Annotated in this window: 22 protein-coding genes; 8 read left to right on the top strand and 14 right to left on the bottom strand. The window is 62.0% G+C overall.

The genetic code is table 11. From position 1 onward, the window contains the following. Position 1: 1 nt before the first annotated feature. Both AAFN55_RS25885 and AAFN55_RS25880 read right to left on the bottom strand, forming a co-directional pair. Positions 2–1,375 carry an MATE family efflux transporter gene (locus tag AAFN55_RS25885; protein WP_347801891.1) on the bottom strand — a complete coding sequence of 458 codons (1,374 nt, stop codon included), beginning with the start codon at positions 1,373–1,375 and terminating at the stop codon, positions 2–4. Between the two features lie 9 nt (positions 1,376–1,384). After that, positions 1,385–1,951 (bottom strand): helix-turn-helix domain-containing protein, encoded by a 567-nt coding sequence (locus AAFN55_RS25880; protein ID WP_347801890.1) that lies wholly within the window; start codon positions 1,949–1,951, stop codon positions 1,385–1,387. A gap of 201 nt (positions 1,952–2,152) precedes the next feature. On the opposite strand from AAFN55_RS25880, the gene AAFN55_RS25875 reads away from it, so the two are divergent. The 6 genes from AAFN55_RS25875 to AAFN55_RS25850 all read left to right on the top strand — a co-directional run bounded on the left by AAFN55_RS25875 (position 2,153) and on the right by AAFN55_RS25850 (position 7,129). After that, positions 2,153–2,608, top strand: coding sequence for a DUF2000 domain-containing protein (locus AAFN55_RS25875; RefSeq protein WP_347801889.1), 456 nt, complete (start codon positions 2,153–2,155; stop codon positions 2,606–2,608). A 158-nt stretch (positions 2,609–2,766) separates the two neighbouring features. After that, positions 2,767–3,105 (top strand): DoxX family protein, encoded by a 339-nt coding sequence (locus AAFN55_RS25870; protein WP_347801888.1) that lies wholly within the window; start codon positions 2,767–2,769, stop codon positions 3,103–3,105. Between the two features lie 244 nt (positions 3,106–3,349). Continuing rightward, complete coding sequence (locus AAFN55_RS25865; protein WP_347801887.1) at positions 3,350–4,138, top strand: SDR family oxidoreductase; 789 nt, start codon at positions 3,350–3,352, stop codon at positions 4,136–4,138. 41 nt (positions 4,139–4,179) lie between these two features. After that, the gene (locus tag AAFN55_RS25860) at positions 4,180–5,166 is read left to right on the top strand and encodes an MDR family oxidoreductase (protein ID WP_347801886.1); all 987 of its coding nucleotides are present in this window, start codon (positions 4,180–4,182) and stop codon (positions 5,164–5,166) included. A 53-nt stretch (positions 5,167–5,219) separates the two neighbouring features. Further along, positions 5,220–6,224 (top strand): NADP-dependent oxidoreductase, encoded by a 1,005-nt coding sequence (locus tag AAFN55_RS25855; protein ID WP_347801885.1) that lies wholly within the window; start codon positions 5,220–5,222, stop codon positions 6,222–6,224. Positions 6,225–6,328: 104 nt separating this feature from the next. Beyond that, complete coding sequence (locus tag AAFN55_RS25850) at positions 6,329–7,129, top strand: alpha/beta hydrolase (protein WP_347801984.1); 801 nt, start codon at positions 6,329–6,331, stop codon at positions 7,127–7,129. 76 nt (positions 7,130–7,205) lie between these two features. Here the strand turns inward: AAFN55_RS25850 and AAFN55_RS25845 are convergent, their stop codons facing one another. Both AAFN55_RS25845 and AAFN55_RS25840 read right to left on the bottom strand, forming a co-directional pair. Next, a complete protein-coding gene (locus tag AAFN55_RS25845) occupies positions 7,206–7,643 on the bottom strand; it encodes a tautomerase family protein (protein ID WP_347801884.1) in 438 nt (145 codons plus the stop codon). Positions 7,644–7,710: 67 nt separating this feature from the next. Then, a complete protein-coding gene (locus tag AAFN55_RS25840; RefSeq protein WP_347801883.1) occupies positions 7,711–8,412 on the bottom strand; it encodes an SDR family NAD(P)-dependent oxidoreductase in 702 nt (233 codons plus the stop codon). 183 nt (positions 8,413–8,595) lie between these two features. Here AAFN55_RS25840 and AAFN55_RS25835 point away from each other — a divergent pair, with 183 nt between their 5' ends. Both AAFN55_RS25835 and AAFN55_RS25830 read left to right on the top strand, forming a co-directional pair. Next, complete coding sequence (locus tag AAFN55_RS25835; RefSeq protein ID WP_347801882.1) at positions 8,596–9,678, top strand: alkene reductase; 1,083 nt, start codon at positions 8,596–8,598, stop codon at positions 9,676–9,678. Positions 9,679–9,763: 85 nt separating this feature from the next. Further along, a complete protein-coding gene (locus AAFN55_RS25830; RefSeq protein ID WP_347801881.1) occupies positions 9,764–10,612 on the top strand; it encodes an alpha/beta hydrolase in 849 nt (282 codons plus the stop codon). Between the two features lie 250 nt (positions 10,613–10,862). Here the strand turns inward: AAFN55_RS25830 and AAFN55_RS25825 are convergent, their stop codons facing one another. From AAFN55_RS25825 to msuE, 10 genes are read right to left on the bottom strand one after another with little or no spacing between them, the layout of a single operon-like run. Next, positions 10,863–11,663, bottom strand: a complete 801-nt coding sequence (locus tag AAFN55_RS25825) for an SDR family oxidoreductase (protein ID WP_347801880.1) — start codon at positions 11,661–11,663, stop codon at positions 10,863–10,865. 16 nt (positions 11,664–11,679) lie between these two features. After that, entirely contained in the window at positions 11,680–12,645 is a 966-nt protein-coding gene (locus AAFN55_RS25820; RefSeq protein WP_347801879.1) for an ABC transporter substrate-binding protein, read from the bottom strand. A gap of 39 nt (positions 12,646–12,684) precedes the next feature. Continuing rightward, complete coding sequence (locus AAFN55_RS25815) at positions 12,685–13,473, bottom strand: ABC transporter permease (RefSeq protein ID WP_347801878.1); 789 nt, start codon at positions 13,471–13,473, stop codon at positions 12,685–12,687. Further along, complete coding sequence (locus AAFN55_RS25810; protein WP_347801877.1) at positions 13,470–14,324, bottom strand: ABC transporter permease; 855 nt, start codon at positions 14,322–14,324, stop codon at positions 13,470–13,472. The genes AAFN55_RS25815 and AAFN55_RS25810 overlap by 4 nt, the downstream gene beginning before the upstream one ends. Then, the gene (locus tag AAFN55_RS25805; RefSeq protein WP_347801876.1) at positions 14,314–15,090 is read right to left on the bottom strand and encodes an ABC transporter ATP-binding protein; all 777 of its coding nucleotides are present in this window, start codon (positions 15,088–15,090) and stop codon (positions 14,314–14,316) included. Before AAFN55_RS25805 ends, AAFN55_RS25810 begins: the two co-directional genes overlap by 11 nt. A gap of 29 nt (positions 15,091–15,119) precedes the next feature. After that, complete coding sequence (locus AAFN55_RS25800) at positions 15,120–15,884, bottom strand: SDR family NAD(P)-dependent oxidoreductase (protein ID WP_347801875.1); 765 nt, start codon at positions 15,882–15,884, stop codon at positions 15,120–15,122. Between the two features lie 8 nt (positions 15,885–15,892). After that, positions 15,893–16,708 (bottom strand): sulfurtransferase, encoded by an 816-nt coding sequence (locus AAFN55_RS25795; RefSeq protein WP_347801874.1) that lies wholly within the window; start codon positions 16,706–16,708, stop codon positions 15,893–15,895. Between the two features lie 34 nt (positions 16,709–16,742). Further along, positions 16,743–17,045 (bottom strand): hypothetical protein, encoded by a 303-nt coding sequence (locus tag AAFN55_RS25790; RefSeq protein ID WP_347801873.1) that lies wholly within the window; start codon positions 17,043–17,045, stop codon positions 16,743–16,745. Then, a complete protein-coding gene (locus AAFN55_RS25785) occupies positions 17,045–18,430 on the bottom strand; it encodes an NtaA/DmoA family FMN-dependent monooxygenase (RefSeq protein WP_347801872.1) in 1,386 nt (461 codons plus the stop codon). The genes AAFN55_RS25790 and AAFN55_RS25785 overlap by 1 nt, the downstream gene beginning before the upstream one ends. An 8-nt stretch (positions 18,431–18,438) precedes the next feature. Further along, the gene (gene msuE / locus AAFN55_RS25780; protein ID WP_347801871.1) at positions 18,439–18,999 is read right to left on the bottom strand and encodes an FMN reductase; all 561 of its coding nucleotides are present in this window, start codon (positions 18,997–18,999) and stop codon (positions 18,439–18,441) included. Positions 19,000–19,246: the final 247 nt, after the last annotated feature.

Raw genomic sequence — 19,246 nt, 5'->3', positions numbered from 1 at the left:
CTTATCGGAACCACGCGCCTGATCGGACGGCGGCCAGGATCGTCAGCCCGTAGACCACCATTCCCAAAGCGATCGCCGCGAAAAGCCATTCCAGCGATCCGGTCAGCCTGAGCGCGATCCAGCCCCCGCCGAGCGCTATTGCGATGCGCAGAAAGCCACCGGAGAGCGGCCAGAACAACCGCGCCGCGCCCTGCGAGGCAAAATAGAGCGACAATCCCAAGCCGAAGAACCCATAGGCCGGTCCGACGATGCGCAGATAGGCGGTTCCGGTTTCGATCATTGCTGCCTCAGTGCTGAACAGCCCCAGCCACTGTTCGGGCCAGATGGCAGCGGCGATGCCGATCGCCTCGGTCAGAACAAAAGCCAATGCCCCCCCCGTCAGGGCGATCCTGAGCGCGCGTTCCGGCTTTCCGGCTCCTATGTTCGCGCCGACCAGCGCGACCAGCGGTGCCCCGATGCCGAAGATGAGCGGAATGAGCAGATATTCGAGGCGGGCTCCGGTGCCGTATCCAGCCACGGCCCCGACGCCGGCGACGGTCGCGACCAGCGCGGTTGTTCCTCCGATGACGACATTCGTCTGAATCGAACTGATCGCGGAAAAGGCGCCGACACGCATGATGCTCGTAGTGGCGGCCTTCTGAAGCCTGACCCAGCGGAATCGAACGGAGCTGCGGCCGCCCAGGATGTACCAGGCGGTCGCCACAGTCGCCGCAACGTAAAACAACACCAGAGCAACGCCCCCGCCGGCGATGCCGAGCGCAGGAATCGGACCAAAGCCGAAAATCAACAGCGGTGAGACCGGGACGAGGAAGAGGACACCGACGCAGATGACAATAGCGGGAAATAGCATGTTTCCGGTGCCACGGATGACGCTGGCAAGACCGTTCATGAGCCAGATGAAGATGCTGCCGGCGAAGACGACGTTCGAGTAGATCAGCGCGGCCTCGAGCTCCGCGCCCTCACCTCCCATCAGCCGGTAGATCTGCTCGCCGAACACGAGAAAGATGAACGAGAAGAACAGGCCCAGAACGATGTTGATGACGACCGCGTGAAGGACGAGCGCATCGGCATCCTGCCTTCTCCCACCGCCGAGCGCCCGCGCCACTGCGGAAGAGATTCCGCCGCCGACCGCTCCACCCGATATCATCGTCATCAACATGACGGGCGGGAACACCAGCGCCATGCCCGCGAGCTCCGCGGTACCGAGCTTTGCGACAAACCACGTTTCGATCAGCCCGGTGGATGCCTGGGCGACCATGATCAGAACGTTCGGCCACGCCATGCTGAGAAGCAGCGGAAGAACAGGAGCATCAAGAAGGCGTTGCGTACGCGCGTCTATCCGGTGCTCAGCAATGGCCGCAACGGTATCTGTCACGATGCGCCTTTACTGATCCGGAGAAAGGCGGTCGGTTCCGGAACCGATCCAGGCGCGTGTCTGCTCCAGCATTTCATCGGAAAGCTCAGGATCGTCGATGGCGCGCGCAAGGATCACGGCCCCCACCATCGCCGCCCAAGTCGCGATGGCCGCACGCCGTTTGTCGGCATCGTTCGGCCCGGGGACCGCCGCGCTCAGTCTGTCGATCTGCGCACGGAACCCTTCGGTGATCGCTGCCCGTGCCGCCGGGCTTTGATGGCGGGTCTCGGCGACAAGCGCAGCCGTGGGGCAGCCGTGGGCAGGATCGTCGCGATGTTCGGGCGAAAGATACCTGTCGATATAGGCATCGAGATCGAACTTGCGGTCGGTGCGTGGCGTGAGGCCGTGCGCGAGAGTCTGGGCGACCAGATCGTCCTTGGATTCGAAATGGCCGTAGAAGCCTCCATGGGTGAGGCCGGCCGCCTTCATGACCTCGGCGACCGTGACGGCCTCGAAGCCTTTTTCGCGAAACAGTTGGCTGGCCGAATCCAGTATCCGGCGGTGGTTCTCCGCCATCTGCTCTCGACTGACCTTCATCCTTCGTCTCCAGCTTGCGAGGCGGATGCGAACGCATCCTACAATCATGACAATTGTCATGTATATAGGTGAAGCGCCAAGACAGGCAACAGGGAAATCCCGGAGCGGAGCTGCTGTCAGTTCCGTGCACATGAATGGCGGCCCATCCGGCCGTGCGCCGAACCTGCCTTGAGCGAGGACAAGAGACGGAGTGAAGCAGGAATGAACAAAGCCGATCACGAAACGGGCAATAGCGATGAAACTCCCGCCACCGAACAGTCGATGAAGATCGCCGTCGTTCTGCGCTCGGACCTCGAGCCATGGCAGAGACTGAACGTCGCCGCTTTTACGATCAGCGGCGTCGCGAGCCAGGCCGACGCCGTCGGCGAGGACTATTTCGATGCAACGGGCAATCGCTACCTCCCGATGTTCAAGGACCCGGTCCTCGTCTTCGGCGCTAGTCCCGAAGAGATTGGCCGCACCATTGAGCGCGCGCGCAGCCGGGATGTTCCGTTCGCCATCTTTACCCGGGATCTCTTTGGCACCTTCAACGATGTCGATAACCGCGCCGCCGTCGCGGCCGTGTCCGCCGACGCCCTCGAAGTCATTGGACTGGCGTTCCGGGCGGACCGCAAGATCGCTGACAAGATCCTGAAGGGGTTGAAGCTTGCTCTTTAGGACGATGGGCCGGTCGAGCCACAATCGTTGACCGCGAAAAAGCGCTTGTTTCCAGCAGCAGTTTTCCACAGCGTTGACATAATCATGATGTCGGTCATACGTTGGCGTAATGATGATATATGTCATCATTGGACTAAATGGCGAAGGATGACCCCCTCATGATTTTCGGTCTCGCCGCGCACGATCTGCTGGCCTGGGCTCTGGCGATATTCTTTTTCGTGGGCGCGATCGGCAACTGGATCGCTCCCGCGAACGTACGGGCGGAATATGCCCGGTGGGGCTATCCGGACTGGTTCCATTACGTAACGGCGGTCCTCGAGCTGGTCGTGGCGGTTCTTCTGATTTTTGCCTCGACGCGGGTCTGGGGCGTTGGACTTGGCATTGCCGTCATGCTGGCTGCGATCGCGACGCTGCTGATCCACAAGGAATACAGGCATGCGCTGCTGCCGACTTCGGCGCTGCTTTTTCTGGCACTCCAGGGCTATCTGTCGTTCTGAACCGCAGCACGGGCGGCAAGCCGCATCGCGCGAACACCTGCCCAAGACCCGTTGACCGTCAGAGTTCATCTTTGCCGTAGGTTCTTCCCACGGCAGGCCTGAACGATTGCCGATCGACAGATCAGGCCGGCGCTACCCGTCGGAATCGTCGCCCCCTGCCATTGACATTGAGATGATGGCGATCATATTTAGCATCAATGATGACAATCATCATGAATAATAATCCGACAGCGAGAGCAGTATCGTGACCGACACATCTTCAGTCCTCATCACCGGCGCATCGTCCGGCATTGGTGCAACCTATGCCGAACGCTTTGCGCGACGCGGCCACGATCTTGTCCTCGTCGCAAGAGACAAGGCGCGCCTCAATGCTCTTTCCGCGCGGCTGCGCGACGAGACCGGCGTTGCCGTCGAGATCGTCGTCGCAGACCTGACCGATCCTGACGATCTCGGCCTGGTGGCAAAGCGCGTGAGCGATGATCGCAAGATCGGAGTTCTCGTGAACAACGCCGGGGCGGGCCTTGCCGGTGCTTTCGAGCGCCAGGCAATCGCCGACGTGGAACGGCTCGTCTCACTCAACACGACCGCTCTCCTGCGCCTTTCCCATGCGGCGGCCGGCAATTTCGTGGCGGCCGGCCAGGGAACCATCGTCAACATCTCGTCGGTGGTGGGGCTTGTGCCCGAGTTCGGCCAGAGCGTCTACGGCGCGACAAAGGCGTTCGTCCTCTATCTTTCGCAGGGACTCGCCCTCGAGCTCGGCCCGAAGGGCGTCTATGTGCAGGCCGTGCTTCCTGCGGCAACGCGCACCGAGATCTGGGAGCGCTCCGGCGCCGATCCGGAGAAGGTTCCCCCGCTGATGGACGTTGGCGAACTGGTGGATGCCGCGCTCGTGGGTTTCGATCGTCGTGAGCCGATCACCATCCCGGCCCTTCACGAGGGCGCGCATTGGGATGCCTATCAGGCCGCGCGGCTGGTCATGATCCAGGGGTTCGGGCAGACGCAACCTGCCGAACGCTACAGGATCGCAGGATAGCAACCAGTCTGTGCCAAGCTGGGATACGGGAGAACAGGTCAATGACGTTCAAGGCTCTTTTGGCAACGCGGGATAGCGAGAAGCTTTCCGTCAATCTCGTCGACTTCGAAGAAAACGATCTCATGCCAGGCGATGTCACGGTCGCCGTCGACTACTCGACCGTAAACTACAAGGATGGAATGGCCCTGACCGGCCGTGCGCCGATCATTCAGAAGTTTCCGTTGATCCCTGGCGTCGACCTTTCGGGAACCGTGGAAGCATCCTCCTATCCCGGCATCGAGGTCGGCGACCGGGTCGTCGCCAATAGCTGGGGCCTGGGCCAGACCCACCATGGCGGCTACGCCCGTAAGGCGCGGCTGAGCGGCGACTGGCTCGTCAAGCTTCCCGAGCCGTTCTCGACGAAAGACGCCATGGCGATCGGCACGGCCGGCTACACGGCCATGCTCTCGGTCTTGGCGCTTGAACACGGCGGCATCACGCCGGACCGCGGCGACATACTCGTCACGGGTGCAAACGGGGGATCTGGCTCTATAGCTATCGCCCTGCTCTCGACACTCGGCTATCGGGTCGTCGCCTCGACCGGACGCTTGGAGGAAGCCGATTATCTGCGTGAACTTGGCGCGGCGGAAATCATCGATCGACGCTCGCTCTCCGAACCGGGCAAGCCGATCTCCTCCGAACGATGGGCGGGCGCGATAGACTCGGTCGGCAGCCACACGCTTGCGAACGTCCTTGCACAGACGCAGTACCGGGGCGTGGTGGCCGCGTTCGGCCTTGCGCAGGGCGCTGATCTTCCCGGTTCCGTATTGCCGTTCATCCTGCGCAACGTCACGCTTGCAGGGATCGATTCCGTCAATGCGCCGCAAAGCGTGCGCTTCGAAGCCTGGTCGCGGCTCGCCCGCGATCTTGATCTCGACAAGCTGGCCAAAACCACGACGGTCGTCGGCCTCGCGGATGTTCCGGACCTCGCCCCGCGCATCCTCGAAGGAAAGGTTCGTGGCCGGACCGTTGTCGACGTCAACGCCTGACTGACCCGCCATCGGCCCCGCAGGCCTGGCAACGAAACAGAGAGCCGAATATCATGAAAGCCTTCATTCTCGACCGATACCGGAAGAAGAGCGCGTTGCGGTTCGGCGACGTGCCTGAACCGGTCGTGCAGGACGAAGACGTGCTTGTGGAAGTCCACGCAGCGGGACTCAACCAGCTCGATTCCAAGGTTCGCGACGGCGAGTTCAAGCTGATCCTGCCTTACAGCTTCCCCCTCGTCCTCGGTCATGACGTGGCCGGCGTCGTGGTCCGCGTCGGCAGGAACGTGCGCCGCTTCAAGCCTGGCGACGAGATCTACGCCCGCCCGCGCGACGGGCGGATCGGCACGCTCGCGGAGTTCATCGCCATCGATCAGGCTGATGTCGCGCTGAAGCCGAAGAACCTGACGATGGAGGAGGCTGCGTCCATTCCTCTCGTCGGCCTGACCGCATGGCAGGTGTTCGTCGAACGCGCCAGGCTGGCAAAGGGACAGAAGGTTCTCATCCACGCCGGATCGGGTGGCGTCGGGACCTTCGCCATCCAGCTCGCCAAGCATCTCGGCGCGACGGTGGCGACGACGACAAGCGCCGCGAATGCCGAACTGGTCACGAGCCTCGGGGCGGACGTCGTCATCGACTACAGGACGCAGGACTTCGAAAAAATCCTGTCAGGCTACGACGTCGCCTTGAACAGCCTCGACGCGAAGACGCTGGAGAAGTCGCTCGGCGTACTGAAGGCCGGCGGCAAGTTGATCTCGATCTCCGGTCCGCCCGACCCGGCCTTCGCAAAGGAGCAGGGACTGAACTGGCTCCTGCGGCAGGTCTTGCGCCTCTTGAGTTCGGGCATCCGCCGCAATGCCAGGGCGCGGCAGGTTGACTACTCGTTCCTGTTCATGCGCGCGAACGGCGAACAGTTGGGCCAGATCGCCGCCCTGATCGAGAAAGGCGTCATTCGTCCCGTCGTCGATCGGGTCTTCCCGTTCGCGGAGACCAACTATGCCCTTGCCTACGTCGAGTCGGGGCGCGCCAAAGGCAAGGTGGTCGTCAAGTTGAAGCCGTAGACGCCCGGGGCTCGTTCCGGCACATCTCAAGGAAGTCCGTCGTGACAAGACCACACCCATCCGAAGCTGGCGCGACGTCCTGGAGGGACACGCCCACCTTAAGAATCGAGGCTGCGGGAACGACGTTCGCCTATCGACAACTCGGTGCCGCGTCAGGTGTGCCCGTCGTCCTGCTCAACCACTGGGCCGCGACGTTGGACAATTTCGATCCGCGCATCGTCGATGGACTTGCCCGGACACGCCCTGTCATTGCACTCAACTATCGCGGCGTCGGCAGATCTGGCGGCACGGCGCCGGTGACGATTGGCGAAATGGCCGCGGACATGGTCGCCGTGATCCGGGCGCTCGGTTTCAGGGAAGTCGATCTGATCGGATTCTCGCTCGGCGGTTTCGTCGCCCAACAGATTGTCGTGGAACACCCCGAGCTGATCAGAAAACTCGTACTGGCCGGAACCGGGCCGGCAGGCGGCAAGGGGATCGCGCGTGTCGGGCCGGTGTCATGGCCGCTGATGATCAGGGGCGTGTTGACCTTCACGGACCCGAAGACCTTCCTGTTCTTCACTTCGACCCCGAACGGCCGCCGCGCCGCGAAAGCCTTTCTCGAACGATTGAAGGAGCGGAAAGCCGATCGCGACAAGCCGGCCACGATCACCATACTGCTGAGACAGTTGAAGGCGATCCACGCCTGGGGCAGACAGTCGCCGCAGGATTTGTCCATCATCGGCAAGCCGGTGCTGGTCGCCAACGGTGACAACGACATAATGGTCCCCACACCCAACTCGATCGACCTCGCGCGCCGTCTGCCAAACACCGAACTGGTCATTTACGAGGATGCCGGTCACGGCGGTATTTTCCAGAACCACGAGGCGTTCGTCGAAAAGGCCGTGGCGTTTCTGGACGCTTGAGGCTCAAGCGCGGACGAAGTGCCGCGCTTTCGTGTGAAAGTTTGATGCTCCGCTCAACGAGGACCGATGCACGCGGTCAGGAAAGCGCCTTCAGTCGCTCCCTCAACGCCTTCGGCAGTTTAGCGAACCAGGCATCTTCCTCGCCCGGCTGTGGGAGGACATGGCCGAACTCGAGAACCCCTGCCGCCGAAATGTCCGAGATGTAGACCCAGACGTCTTCCCTGCCGACCTTTGCGACGGTGCTTACTTCGGTGGCGATCCGCTCGAGGATGGCCTTCTTCTGCTCGTCGGTGCGGCCACTTCTGATGTCGGCGCGTATCCAGATGTGCCCGTCGGCGGCGGGCTGGCCGCCAACAAAGTGACTGGCCGGCTGCACATCGTTAAAAAGCACCTGAACGAAGTAGAGCGGCGCGCGTCCCTCTTCGGCATGGATGGTCGTTATGGCCTCGGCAATCTGCGCGCGCTTTTCCGAAGAGAGCAGACCGGCGGCCGTCCAGCATATGTATGTGGGCATCTTCAATCCTTCTCTGGTTTCGACTTCATGTCAGCGGACCCGCTTGCGACGTCGGGCATCGCGACGATCACCAGGGCTCGTGGAACGGCCGGACCTCGGCAAGGAACGACCAGGCGTCGCGGCGCTGGTGAGCGAGATGGAAGACTTCGGCGGCGATCGACGCGGGTTGGACAAAGAAATCATCCGCTGCGTCGGGGAAGCGCTCGCGTTGCCGGGGAACGTCGATCACGGCGTCGATGATCACGTAGGCGACGTGAACCCCTTTGGGGCCAAGCTCGCGTGCAATCGCTTCCGACAAAATCCGCTGTGCGGCCTTGCTCGGGGCGAAGCCGGCGAAGTTAGGCTTGCCCCGCAAGGCGGACGTGTTGCCCGTCACGATCAGCGCGCCATCGCCTGCTTCGACCATCGCCGGCGTGGTCAGCCGGGCAAGATGCAGAAGCGCCATCGTGTTGACCTCGAAATTGCGTCGCAAGACGTCGGGGTCGATCTCCATGAACGATCCAAAAGCGCCGCCCACGGCGTTATGGACGACGACTTTCGGTGCGCCCAGGCCGGCGATCGCAGCTTCAAGGGCGTCGTCATCCGTCACGTCGCAGGGGACCGCAATCGTGTTGGGTATCTCTGCCTCAAGATCGGCAAGGCGCCCGGCGTCCCGCGCCAGCATGGCGACGCGATAACCGCCCTTCGCGAAGCGGCGAACGATGGCAGTGCCGGTCCCCGGCCCTACTCCGGTGACAAGGGCGAGTGGCTTGGCTGCAGGGTGCGTCATGTTCGTCTCCTCGAGAGCGGCTGTGTGTGGAGTCACAGTGTGCCATTTGACTTCTTTCATGACGACTATCATATTTGTCTATGATGATGGCCGTCATCTTTAATTAGACGAACCTTAGATGCAGCCCGTAAGCGGATCGTCTGGCGATTCCCGTGTTCGCACAAAAGGAAGGCTTAGGAACATATGAACGACAACTCTCTTTTCGAACCCTATGAACTCGGCAACATCACGCTCTCCAACCGGGTCGTGATGGCTCCGTTGACGCGCAACAGGGCGGACGCTGGCTTCGTGCCGGGCGACCTGGCCGTCGAGTATTACGCGCAGCGGGCTTCGGCTGGTCTGATCATCACCGAAGCGACACAGATCTCGCAGCAGGGCCAAGGCTATCAGAATACCCCCGGCATCTATACCCAGGCGCAGATCGACGGTTGGCGCAAAGTGACAGATGCCGTCCATGCCAGGGGCGGCCATATCGTCCTGCAGCTCTGGCATGTCGGCCGAATCTCGCATGTCGACCTTCAGCCCGGCGGGCAGGCCCCGGTTGCCCCATCCGCCATCCGTGCTGAGACAAAGACCTTCGTTAACAACGGATTCGTCGACGTATCGGAGCCTCGCGCCCTCGAGCTGACTGAAATTCCCGGCATCGTGGAGGACTTCCGAAGGGCTGCCGCAAATGCGATCAAGGCAGGCTTTGACGGTGTCGAAATCCATGGAGCAAATGGCTATCTGCTCGACCAATTCCTCAAGGACGGTGCCAACACCCGCACAGACGCATACGGCGGTTCGGTCCAAAACCGTGCCCGTATTGTTCTCGAGGTCACGGCAGCCATTGTCGACGAGATCGGGGCGGAGCGCACCGGCATCCGTATTTCGCCGGTGTCTCCAGCCAATGGTGCTTCCAGTTCCGATCCGCAACCGCAGTTCGACTATCTCGTCGGCAAGCTTGATGAACTGGGAATCGCCTACATTCACGTCGTCGAAGGCGCGACAGGCGGACCTCGCGAAGTCGCACCCTTCGACTTCGACGCGCTGCGCAGTAGGTTCACGAACACCTACATCGCCAACAACGGTTACGATCTGGATCTTGCCGCGAAGCGCCTCGCGGAGGGCAAGGCGGACCTGTTCGCCTTTGGCCGCCCGTTCATCTCCAATCCCGATCTGGTGGCCCGGCTGAAGAGCGGCGCACCGCTTGCCGCCCTTGACCCCGCCACCCTCTATGGCGGCGGCGCAGAGGGCTACACCGATTATCCCACACTGGCAGGTTGAGGCCGCACAGTCCCGAGGCATGGCCGCGTCATCGCGGTCTGCCATCCAGCAATCCGTATTCTCCAGTCTTCAAAGTGAGGATGACATGACCGGCACACATATCACCGCCACCACACAGTTCGTCGATGCCGACGGCGTTCGCTATGCCTATCGCCGCTTCGGCTCCGAGACCGGAACGCCGTTGCTGTTCTTCCAACACTTCCGTGGCGGCCTCGACAACTGGGACCCGCTGGTCACCGACGGCCTTGCCAAGGGCCGCCCGGTGATCCTGTTCAACTATGCGGGCGTCGCGAGCTCGTCCGGCGAGAATGCGACTACCGTGGACGGGATGGCGGATGGCGGCGCGGCTTTCGTCAAGGCGCTCGGACTCTCCCAAGTGGACGTGCTCGGCTTCTCGATCGGCGGTTTCGTCGCCCAGAGTTTCGCTCACCGCTATCCCGAACTCGTCCGAAAGCTCGTGCTGGTCGGCACGGGACCGCGCAACGGCGAGACCAATCCCGATCCGAAGGTTCTGCAGGTCGCGGGCAACCCGGTACCGACGGAAGACGACTTCCTGTACCTGTTCTTCTCGCCATCCGAAGCGAGCCAGGCCGCAGGCCGTGCCTTCTGGGCGCGTCGCCATGAGCGTAAGGATCAGGACCCGCCATCCTCTATCGATACGCTGAAGGCGCAGGCGGCAGCGATCGGCGAATGGCGGCAGCCGCGCGGCGAGCGCTATGGCTATCTCAAGGAAATCCGCCAGCCGACGCTCGTGGTCAACGGCAGCAACGATATCATGGTGCCGACGGTGCATTCATTCACCCTGCAACAGCATATCCCGAACGCACAGTTGATCCTCTATCCGGACTCGGGACACGGATCGCAATTCCAGTATCCACGCCAGTTTGTTGCGAACGTAACCCTGGTCCTCGACGCTACCGTTGGTCAGAGCTGAACTCGGTTTTAGTAAGTTCGATCTCGTCGAATGATAGGCGAGCTCTTAGGCATCGCCTTTCTAGGTCCCCACACCACACGATCGTCTCTAGGCGATTGGGACATGCTCGGCGAACGAGCAGGGTTTGCCCGGATGGCCCCCTGCGGCCACGGGTCCTAGAAGAAGGCTGTGGAGCGTACAATCTGTTCGAATCGAGCTGCAGATCCAGCGGCCCCTGCGACAGAACATATTCCCATCAGCTGATCACCACTCAATAGGAGAAGATGCTGCCGGCGACGCCCCCTCCGGCGTGAAGCGCCTCTCCGTTGATGACGCTGCCGCGTTCCGACGCCAGGAACACGACCAATGCCGCGATGTCGTCCGCAGTGTTCAGCTTTCGGTTGCTGGTGGTAGCTTCCAGGCGCTTCCTGGCCTCCTCAACTGTCGAGTTCGTACGAACGGCGATCCCCTCTAGCAGTTCTGGCGTGCGCTCGGTCACGGTGAACCCGGGATGAACCACGTTCGCCGTGACCGAGTACGATCCAAGTTCGTCGGCCACATTCTTTGTGAGTGCCGAGATCGCGGCGTTGCGTACCGTCGCGGCGATCGAGCCCGTATGTCTTACGCTCTGCCCGCCGATGTTGATGATGCGCCCCCAGCGCTGGGCGATGAAGTGCGGGGCCACGAACTTGATGGTGCGCAGGTAGCCGAGTGTCTTCGTCTCCAGCTCCGCTCGCAGGCTGTCCTCGTCGAACTCGGCAATCGGCCGGTTGACCAGTTGATCGGCGGGAGCGGCAGCCGTGTTCACCAAGATGTCTATGCCGCCCAACCCCTCCACCGTTCTGGCGACTGCCGCCTCGACGGATTGGGACGAGCGGACATCGGCAGCGACCGTGAGCATTCGTTGCCCGTCGCCGCCGAACGAACGCGCGGCGCGCTCGAGTTGCTCGGCATCCCGTGCGAGGAGGGCAACCGCGTTGCCCTCCTCGTGGAATGCGTGGGCGATGCGCAGGCCGATGCCCCGGCTTCCGCCGCTGACAAGCACACGCCTGACCTGTGGTTCTCGCGACATCTCTTTCTCCTTGCTGCTAGCGCGCGACCCATTCCGCAACCGGGAAGTCTTCCTGAATACGGCCGCTCTTGAGCAGGATGGCCTTGGCCGTCTCGATCAGCTGCGTGCCCTGGGCAAACTCCTCCTCCGTGCCGCGCGCGATCTGGTCCGCAGGGAACAGTGCCTTCGCCAATGCGGCGTCCACGCCGGACTTTGAGCCGAACCACGCATAGAATTCGTCCTGGTTCGCAAGCAGGTCCTCGGTCGCCTTGGCGCGCGCGGTAGCCCAGGCCCGCGGCAGGTCCGGATGGAGTTTCAGGAAATCCTCGCTAGAGGCGCTCAGCAGCGACCAGGCGTAGCTTGGATGATCCGCGCTGTCGAAGATGACCTTGTAGCCCTTTTCATGGATAAGGAGGTACAACTGCGCGCCATAGGGCCAGCCCGCGATGGCGTCGACGGTTCCGCTCTGAAGCAGCGACAGATCGTTGCCGCCCGAGACGAAGGTGGCGTTCACGCCGTTGTTCTTGAGGAATTCCTCGGTCTGGCGGTGCATCGTCGATCCGACGACGACCGCTATCTTCTTGCCATCCAGAGACTTGATATCCTGGGGCCAGTCGGGCCTCGTCACGATGATCGACTGGCGCGTGACCGAGGAGAAGTCGATGAGCCGGGTGGGCGTGCCGATCGCCCGCGCCACGACGGCGGGTCCGTCACCATAGGTGACGAGGTCGAGACTGCCCGAATTGATCGCATCGTTCAGGTCCGGCCCCACCATTCCGGGCGCAACCGTGATTTCGGTGATGCCGATCTTCTTCAGTTCCTCCTGGATGATACCGCGATGGAGACCCCATCCGATCTCGTCGAGCGGTTCGGCCGAGCCGGAATTGACGTGACCATACCGCAGGGTGGCGCCGGACGCCTGAGCGGCGGTCGGAAGTGAAGACACCGTCAATATGGTCGCCAGAGTGAAGGCGGCCGCAGCCGCGGCCTTTAGAAGTTTCATCGTGAGCTCCAGAGTTTGCATTTGCATCGATGTGGGGGGTTATCGGGCGGCCCCTGCCGCCTCGCGATTGGAGAATGTGTCCGACCAGACCAGCAGACGGCGCTGGACGAGGGCGATCAGCGCGTCCGTGAGTTTTCCCGAGACGGCGAAAAGAAGGACAGCGACGAACAGCAGGTTGAGGTTCTTGTGGGCGTTGCCCGCGAGAACGAGATGACCGATGCCGGTACTGGTGCCGATGAGCTCGGCCACGGCCAGCGACAGCCAGGAAATCACCAGCGCGTAGCGCGCACCGTTCAGAATCTCAGGCAGCGCCGCTGGTATGTAGAAGCGCCATAGCAGCCACCAGCGTCCCGGCCGCAGGATTCTGTTCACCTCGATCAGGCGCGGATCGATGCCGCGGAACGCACTGAGCGCGGCGAGGTACATCGGGAACATGCCCATCGCCCCGATGATGGCAATCTTGCTCGCCTCCCCGAAACCGAACCAGAGGATGAGCAAGGGCGCCGCCGCGACGACCGGCGTCAGCCGAAGCGCCTGCATCGTGCCGTCGAAGAGCTGCGCCATCACGGACGAGGAGGCGACCAGGAAACCGAGGGTGCAGCCGAGCGACACGGCGATGGTCACGCCCAGTAAGACCCGGGTGCCGCTCGCCACCACATGCTGGAGAAGCTCGCCTGACAGGAGCAGCCGCCATGCCTCCGCCACAACCGCGGTCGGCGGGGGCAACATGATCGGGTCGACCCAACCCAGGGGGGCGGCTACCTGCCACGCAGCCAAGACGGCCAGCGGAATCGCCCAACGCCGAATGAAACCGGTTGCAGCAGTCATTTGCGCCGTCCCACGTGGCCCGCCTCATGCGTCCACGGCAGGGCAATTCGCTGAAGACGTCCGACTACCAGATCGCTCACCACGCCGAAAACCCCGAACAGGATGAGACCGAGATACACGATCGGCGTCTGGCCGAAGGACCGCGCCTCCATCATCATGAAGTAGATGCCGTCAGAGGATGCGATCAGGAGTTCTGCCGCGACCACCCCGACCCATGCCATCTTCAGAGACTGGCGTATGCCGACGAATATCTGCGGCAGGGCGTGAGGCACCAGGATTCGCAAGGCAACGTTGATCGGGCCAAAGTTCAGGATGCGCCCGACTTCGATAAGCTTCCTGTCCGTCAGCCTGATGCCGCCGAGCGTGTTGACGTAGACAGGGAAGAACACGGCCAGCGCCACAACGAGGACGCGAGTGCCCTGATCACCACCGAACCAGATGATGAAAAGCGGTATCACGGCCGTGGTTGGTATGGCCTGGAGAATGACGAGTGAACTGTCGAATATGTCTTCGGCGCTGCGCAGCAGACCAACGAGCAGCCCAAGCGTCACGCCCAGCACCGACCCAACAGCGAGACCGGTGAGCTGCAGGGACACACTCGCCGTGATATGGTCGGCGAGCCTGCCGGAGTCGTAGACTGAGACAGCGCTTTTCCAGATCGCCGTGGGCGCCGGAAAAAGGATGCGGGGAACAAGCCCGCTGCGCGCGGCATATTCCCACAACACCAGCACGACTATCGGAGCGATGAACCCGATGGCAACGTTCCTGACGACGGCGACGAACGGAACAACCCATCTCGCAATGTCACGCGGCTGGAACCCCACCCTGGGGTGATCGAGATCAAGCGACATGCCGAACCTCCTCCTTGGCGCCGTAGGCGGTCTCAAGTTCACGAAGGACGCTGTAGCGGGTCGCCTCGAACTCCGGGCTCACACGTCGCCGCGGATATTCTAGATCGACGGGAATGACCGCGCGAATCGAACCCGGCCGCGCATCCATGACGACGATCCTCCTGGCGAGAGTGACGGCCTCGTCGATGTCGTGCGTGACGAGGACGGTCGTCGTGCCATGTTTCAGCCATGCCTCCAGTAGGGCGTTCTGGAGATGCGCACGCGTGAAGGCATCGAGCGCGCTAAACGGCTCGTCGAGTAGCAGCGTCGTCGGGTCCCTGTAGAGCGCCCTCGCGATGGCCGTGCGCTGGGCCATGCCGCCCGACAGCTGCTTCGGATAGGATTTCTCGAAGCCTTCCAGGCGAACCAGCCTTATGAGATCGTCGATCTTGCGCCGGACATCCGGCTGCGCCGGCGAAAAGCCGGCGCTGATGTTGCGTTCGACCGTGAGCCAGGGAAAGAGCCGCGGCTCCTGAAACACGAAGCCGCGTTCCGGGCTGGGGCCGTCAATCCGCTTTCCGCCGACCGACACGGCACCGGCATAGTCGAGATCGAGCCCCGCGATGATGCGCAGCAGCGTGCTCTTGCCGCAGCCGCTCGGCCCGATCAGCACCACGAAACCGCCCTCCTCGACATCGAGGTCGATTTTGGACAGCGCCCGGACCGGGCCGGCGGCAGAAGGGAAGGTCTTGTGGTCGAGGTGAATGGAAATGAATGGATCGGACATGACATGCCCCTTCTTCTTTCGAACCTGACTCATACGCTCCGCGCGCCATCGACCAGCAGGAAGGCGCCGCTGACATAGGACGCCCTGTCGCTGAGCAACCAGGCGGCGGCCTCCGCGATCTCGCTGGCCTCTCCGATTCGCCCGAGAGGCGTCGTGCGGGCGATCTCCTCAGTGATCCCGGGCTTGCTCTTCTCCCACCTAGCGAACATCTCGGTGCGCGTTGCGCCGGGAGCGATGGTGTTCACGCGGATGCCCAACGGACCAAGCTCGCGGGCGGCAACCGTGGAAATCCGGTCCACGGCGTGCTTTGCCGCTGCGTAGATTCCACCGCGCGTGTTGGTCATGGTCGACGCGATGCTGCTCGTGGTCACGATGGACCCGCCCTTGCCGGCCGCGATCATCGCCTTCGACACATGCTTGACGGTTAGCCATGCGCTGCGCGTATTTGCGTCGAAACTCGCGTCGAAGTCCTTTTCCTCGATGTCTAAGACGCTGCCGGAGCCGCCTGATCCCATTCCGGCGCATGCGAACGCGCCGTCGATACGGCCGTGCCTGGAGACAACGAAGGATATGAGCGCGCTGACCTCGTCGCCGACCGAAACATCGGCCCTCTGCCACGATGCCTTCCCGCCGATTGCCTCGATCGTTTCGGCGACAGCCGCGATTTCATCGGACGAGCGCGATGCAAGCACGACAGCCGCACCTTCAGCGGCGAAAAGCCGAGCCGAGGCCGCGCCGATGCCCCGGCCGCCACCGGTGACCAATACGACCTTATCTGTCAGCAGTCCCGCCATGACGCCGCTCACGCCTCGACCGGCCGGCGCGGATCCGCCGCCCATTCGCTCCACGATCCGGGATAGAGCGCTCCTGTCGGGAAACCGGCCACTTCCAGCGATACGAGGACATGGGCGGCCGAGACGCCCGAGCCACAATAGGCCGCGACTGCGGTGTCGGGCTTTATGCCGAGGCTGGCGAAACGCTCACGCAGTTCTGAAGCGGGAAGGAAACGGTCCTGGTCGTCGATGAGCCCTTCCCACGGAATGTTGACGGCGCCGGGTACATGGCCCGGTCGGGGATCGAGCGGATCGGGCTGGCCTGAAAAACGCGCGGCCGAACGCGCGTCCAGCAAGATGCCGCGCTGAGGAAAGACTGCCGCGTCGTCGCCCGAGATGGCCGGCAGGCGATCGTCACTGATTTCGACGGAGCTTGGTCGGACGGTAACGTCACCCGATGCGATCTCGCCCCCTGCGGCCTTCCAAGCCTTGAGTCCGCCGTTCAGAATCCGCACATCGGTGAAACCGGCGTTTCGCAGCACCCACCAGGCGCGGCTTGCAAAGACGTTCTTCTTCGCATCGTAGAGGACGATCCGATCACCGAGCAAAAGCCCAAGGGTTCGAACATCCTTCTCGAGTTGCTCCCTTCGCGGAAGAGGGTTGCGGCCCTCTCCCTTCTCCGGCGCCCGGGAGAAAATGAGACGATCTGCGAGAACGGCACCCGGTATGTGTTCGGCAGCAAACGCCGCGCGGCTGTCCTCCGTATCCGCATCGAAATGAATGGCGACAATTCTGTAGTTCTTGGGCGCGGCGCGCAGGTCGGCTGCTTCGATGAGCTGTGTCATGTGATTACCTTGATTGTGCTTGCGATTGCGGCTGTCAGTGCACGGGCTGGACGAAGCCAACCGAGATATCGCGCAGGATGGAAGGATCGCCGTTTCCGAGCCCCGCCTTTTCCGGCGACCCGTAATAGCTTCGCTCCGCGGCGAGGAAAGCTTCTTCGTCTCCCTCTACCGCGACCGCCCAAACGAAGAGACCATTCCCGCGATCGAGATAGGCGAACTTGATCTCGAAGCCGTACTTCCGTCGCAGTTGCGGAATCTGTGACGACCACGAGGCGAGGAAAGCGTCCTCCTTGCCCTCGGCAATCGAGTAGCGCCTGAGCTGGATGGTCTGGCTCATCACTCGGCCGCCTCCCGGCGCGAGGCGGTAGCCACATTAGGGTTTTCCGGGAACGGCAGACCGAGATGTCCGCGCAACGTGGTCGACTCGTATTCGGTTCGGAACAGGCCGCGGCGCTGCAGAATGGGAATCACGAGATCGGTGAAACGCTCGAGGTTCTCCTCGCTCACCGTCACCACGAAGCCGTCGAGGATACCGGTGGTGAAATAGCGCTCGATCTTGTCGGCGATGTGTTCCGCGCTGCCGACGAACTCCTTCGACGGCCTGGAGTGCTTCAACGCGGCCTCCGCGACCGAAAGGCCATGGCGATGGGCATCGGCGACGAGATGTTCTGCGGCGGAGACGAAGCCTTCCTTCGAATGAACAAGGATATCGTGCGGAAATGGCTTATCCCACGCGATCGACGTGAAGTCGAAATAGTTGAAGTAGCGGCTGATGATCCTCAGCGAGTGATCAACATCTATAAACCGGTTCGATTTCTCGTATTGCTCCTGCGCATCGGCGTCGGTGCGCCCAACAACAGGCTGGAAATTAGGCAGGACCAGTAGATGGTCCGGATTGCGCCCGTTTTCCTCGGCGAGCCGTTTCCATTCCTGGTAATCTGCGCGAGCCTTGACCTCGTCGGTCGGCGAAGGCGCGTAGATCGCGTCGGCGGTCCGGGCAGCGAGCCGCTTGCCCGCCGGCGAAGCGCCAGCCTGGAATATGACAGGATGCCCCTGCGGAGACCGCTCGATGTTGAGCGGACCTTCCACCTTGAAGAACTCGCCCTTGTGATTGAGTGTGAAGAGCTTCTCGCGATCGAAGTATTCGCCGGTCTCTTTGTTCCGCGTGAAGGCGTCGTCGGCCCAGGAGTTCCAGAGCCCCCGCACGACCTCGACGTGTTCCTCCGCGATACGGTAGCGCTTTTCGTGGGAATGCAGCCGCTCTTGCCCGAAATTGCGACCGGCCCCTTCGAGAGCCGAAGTGACCACGTTCCATCCGGCGCGACCGCCGCTGATCCGATCAAGCGATGCGAACTGGCGCGCGACTTCGAAGGGGTTCGAGTACGAGCTGGAGACCGTTCCGGCCAAACCAAGATGGGTGGTCACTGTGGCCAGGGCCGAAAGCGCGGTGATTGGCTCAAGTCGACTCAGAAGCGCCCATGCCGAATCCTTGTTGATGTAGGCGGAGTCGGCAATGAACCCGAAATCGAACTTCGCCGCTTCGGCAAGCTGCGCAAATCTGATGAAGGACTTGATGTTGGAGACGGCGTCCGCTGGCGTCTCGGCATCCCGCCAATGTCCCGCATGTATACCAACCAGGAATGTACCGATGTGCAGTTTGCGATCAGTCATGGATCTTACCTCGTTTACGGTGGCAGAGCTGCGTCGCCCCGCGTTAGCCAAGGAGCCGCTCACTCTGCGGCGATGGAAGCATCTGCGAAGGATCGGGGAAGCAGTCGCAGCGCTTCCTCTACGGCTTGCCGGGAGCGATCGTGAAGTTCGCTGGACACCGGACCGCCCTCCCTGAAGTCTTTAGCCGAGGCGTACACACCAGTGGGCAAGGTCAGTGCCTGGAAAAAGCCGAACAGCGGACGCAACTGGTGCTCGATCATCAGAGAATGCCGCTGACCTCCACCTGTCGCGGCAAGAAGCACCGGCTTACCAAGGAGCGCGTCTGGCTCTATGAGGTCGAAAAAGTGCTTGAAGAGGCCGGTATAGCTGCCCTTGTAGGTGGGCGATCCGACGACAAGAAGGTCGGCCGACTTGATCTGTAGTAGAACGTCTTGGCCACTCTGGTCGAGTTGCCCCACGTTCCGCGCCGCGCCCAGAGAAGGTCCGATATCCTCAATGTCGAAAAGGCGTCGTTGGGCACTGCCACGCTCCGCAATCGAAAGAACGAGATGGTCCACGAGTTGGCGCGTGCGGGACGGACGCGTGATGTTGCCGGAGAAGCCGACGATCGAGTAGGTCACTGTCTTCTTTCTTCTATTTAAGAAACTCAATAGAGACTATTAAACGCTAAATCATAATATACATGGTGGAGATCATATAATTGTTTCCATTCACCGAGCCGAATCTTTACAGGCTGATGCAAAATAAAATCTGTTACAATGCGGGACTATATTGATCGGGACTACATGATGCTCCTCGATAAGAACACACCCGCGCAAAGGCAGGCGCTCATCATGCCAATCTGACGCCAACCATAAAGAACAAAAT

It is taken from the genome of Mesorhizobium sp. CAU 1732 (assembly GCF_039888675.1).
Classification (GTDB): Bacteria; Pseudomonadota; Alphaproteobacteria; order Rhizobiales; family Rhizobiaceae; genus Aerobium.
This window is presented reverse-complemented; position numbering and strand designations above follow the sequence as displayed.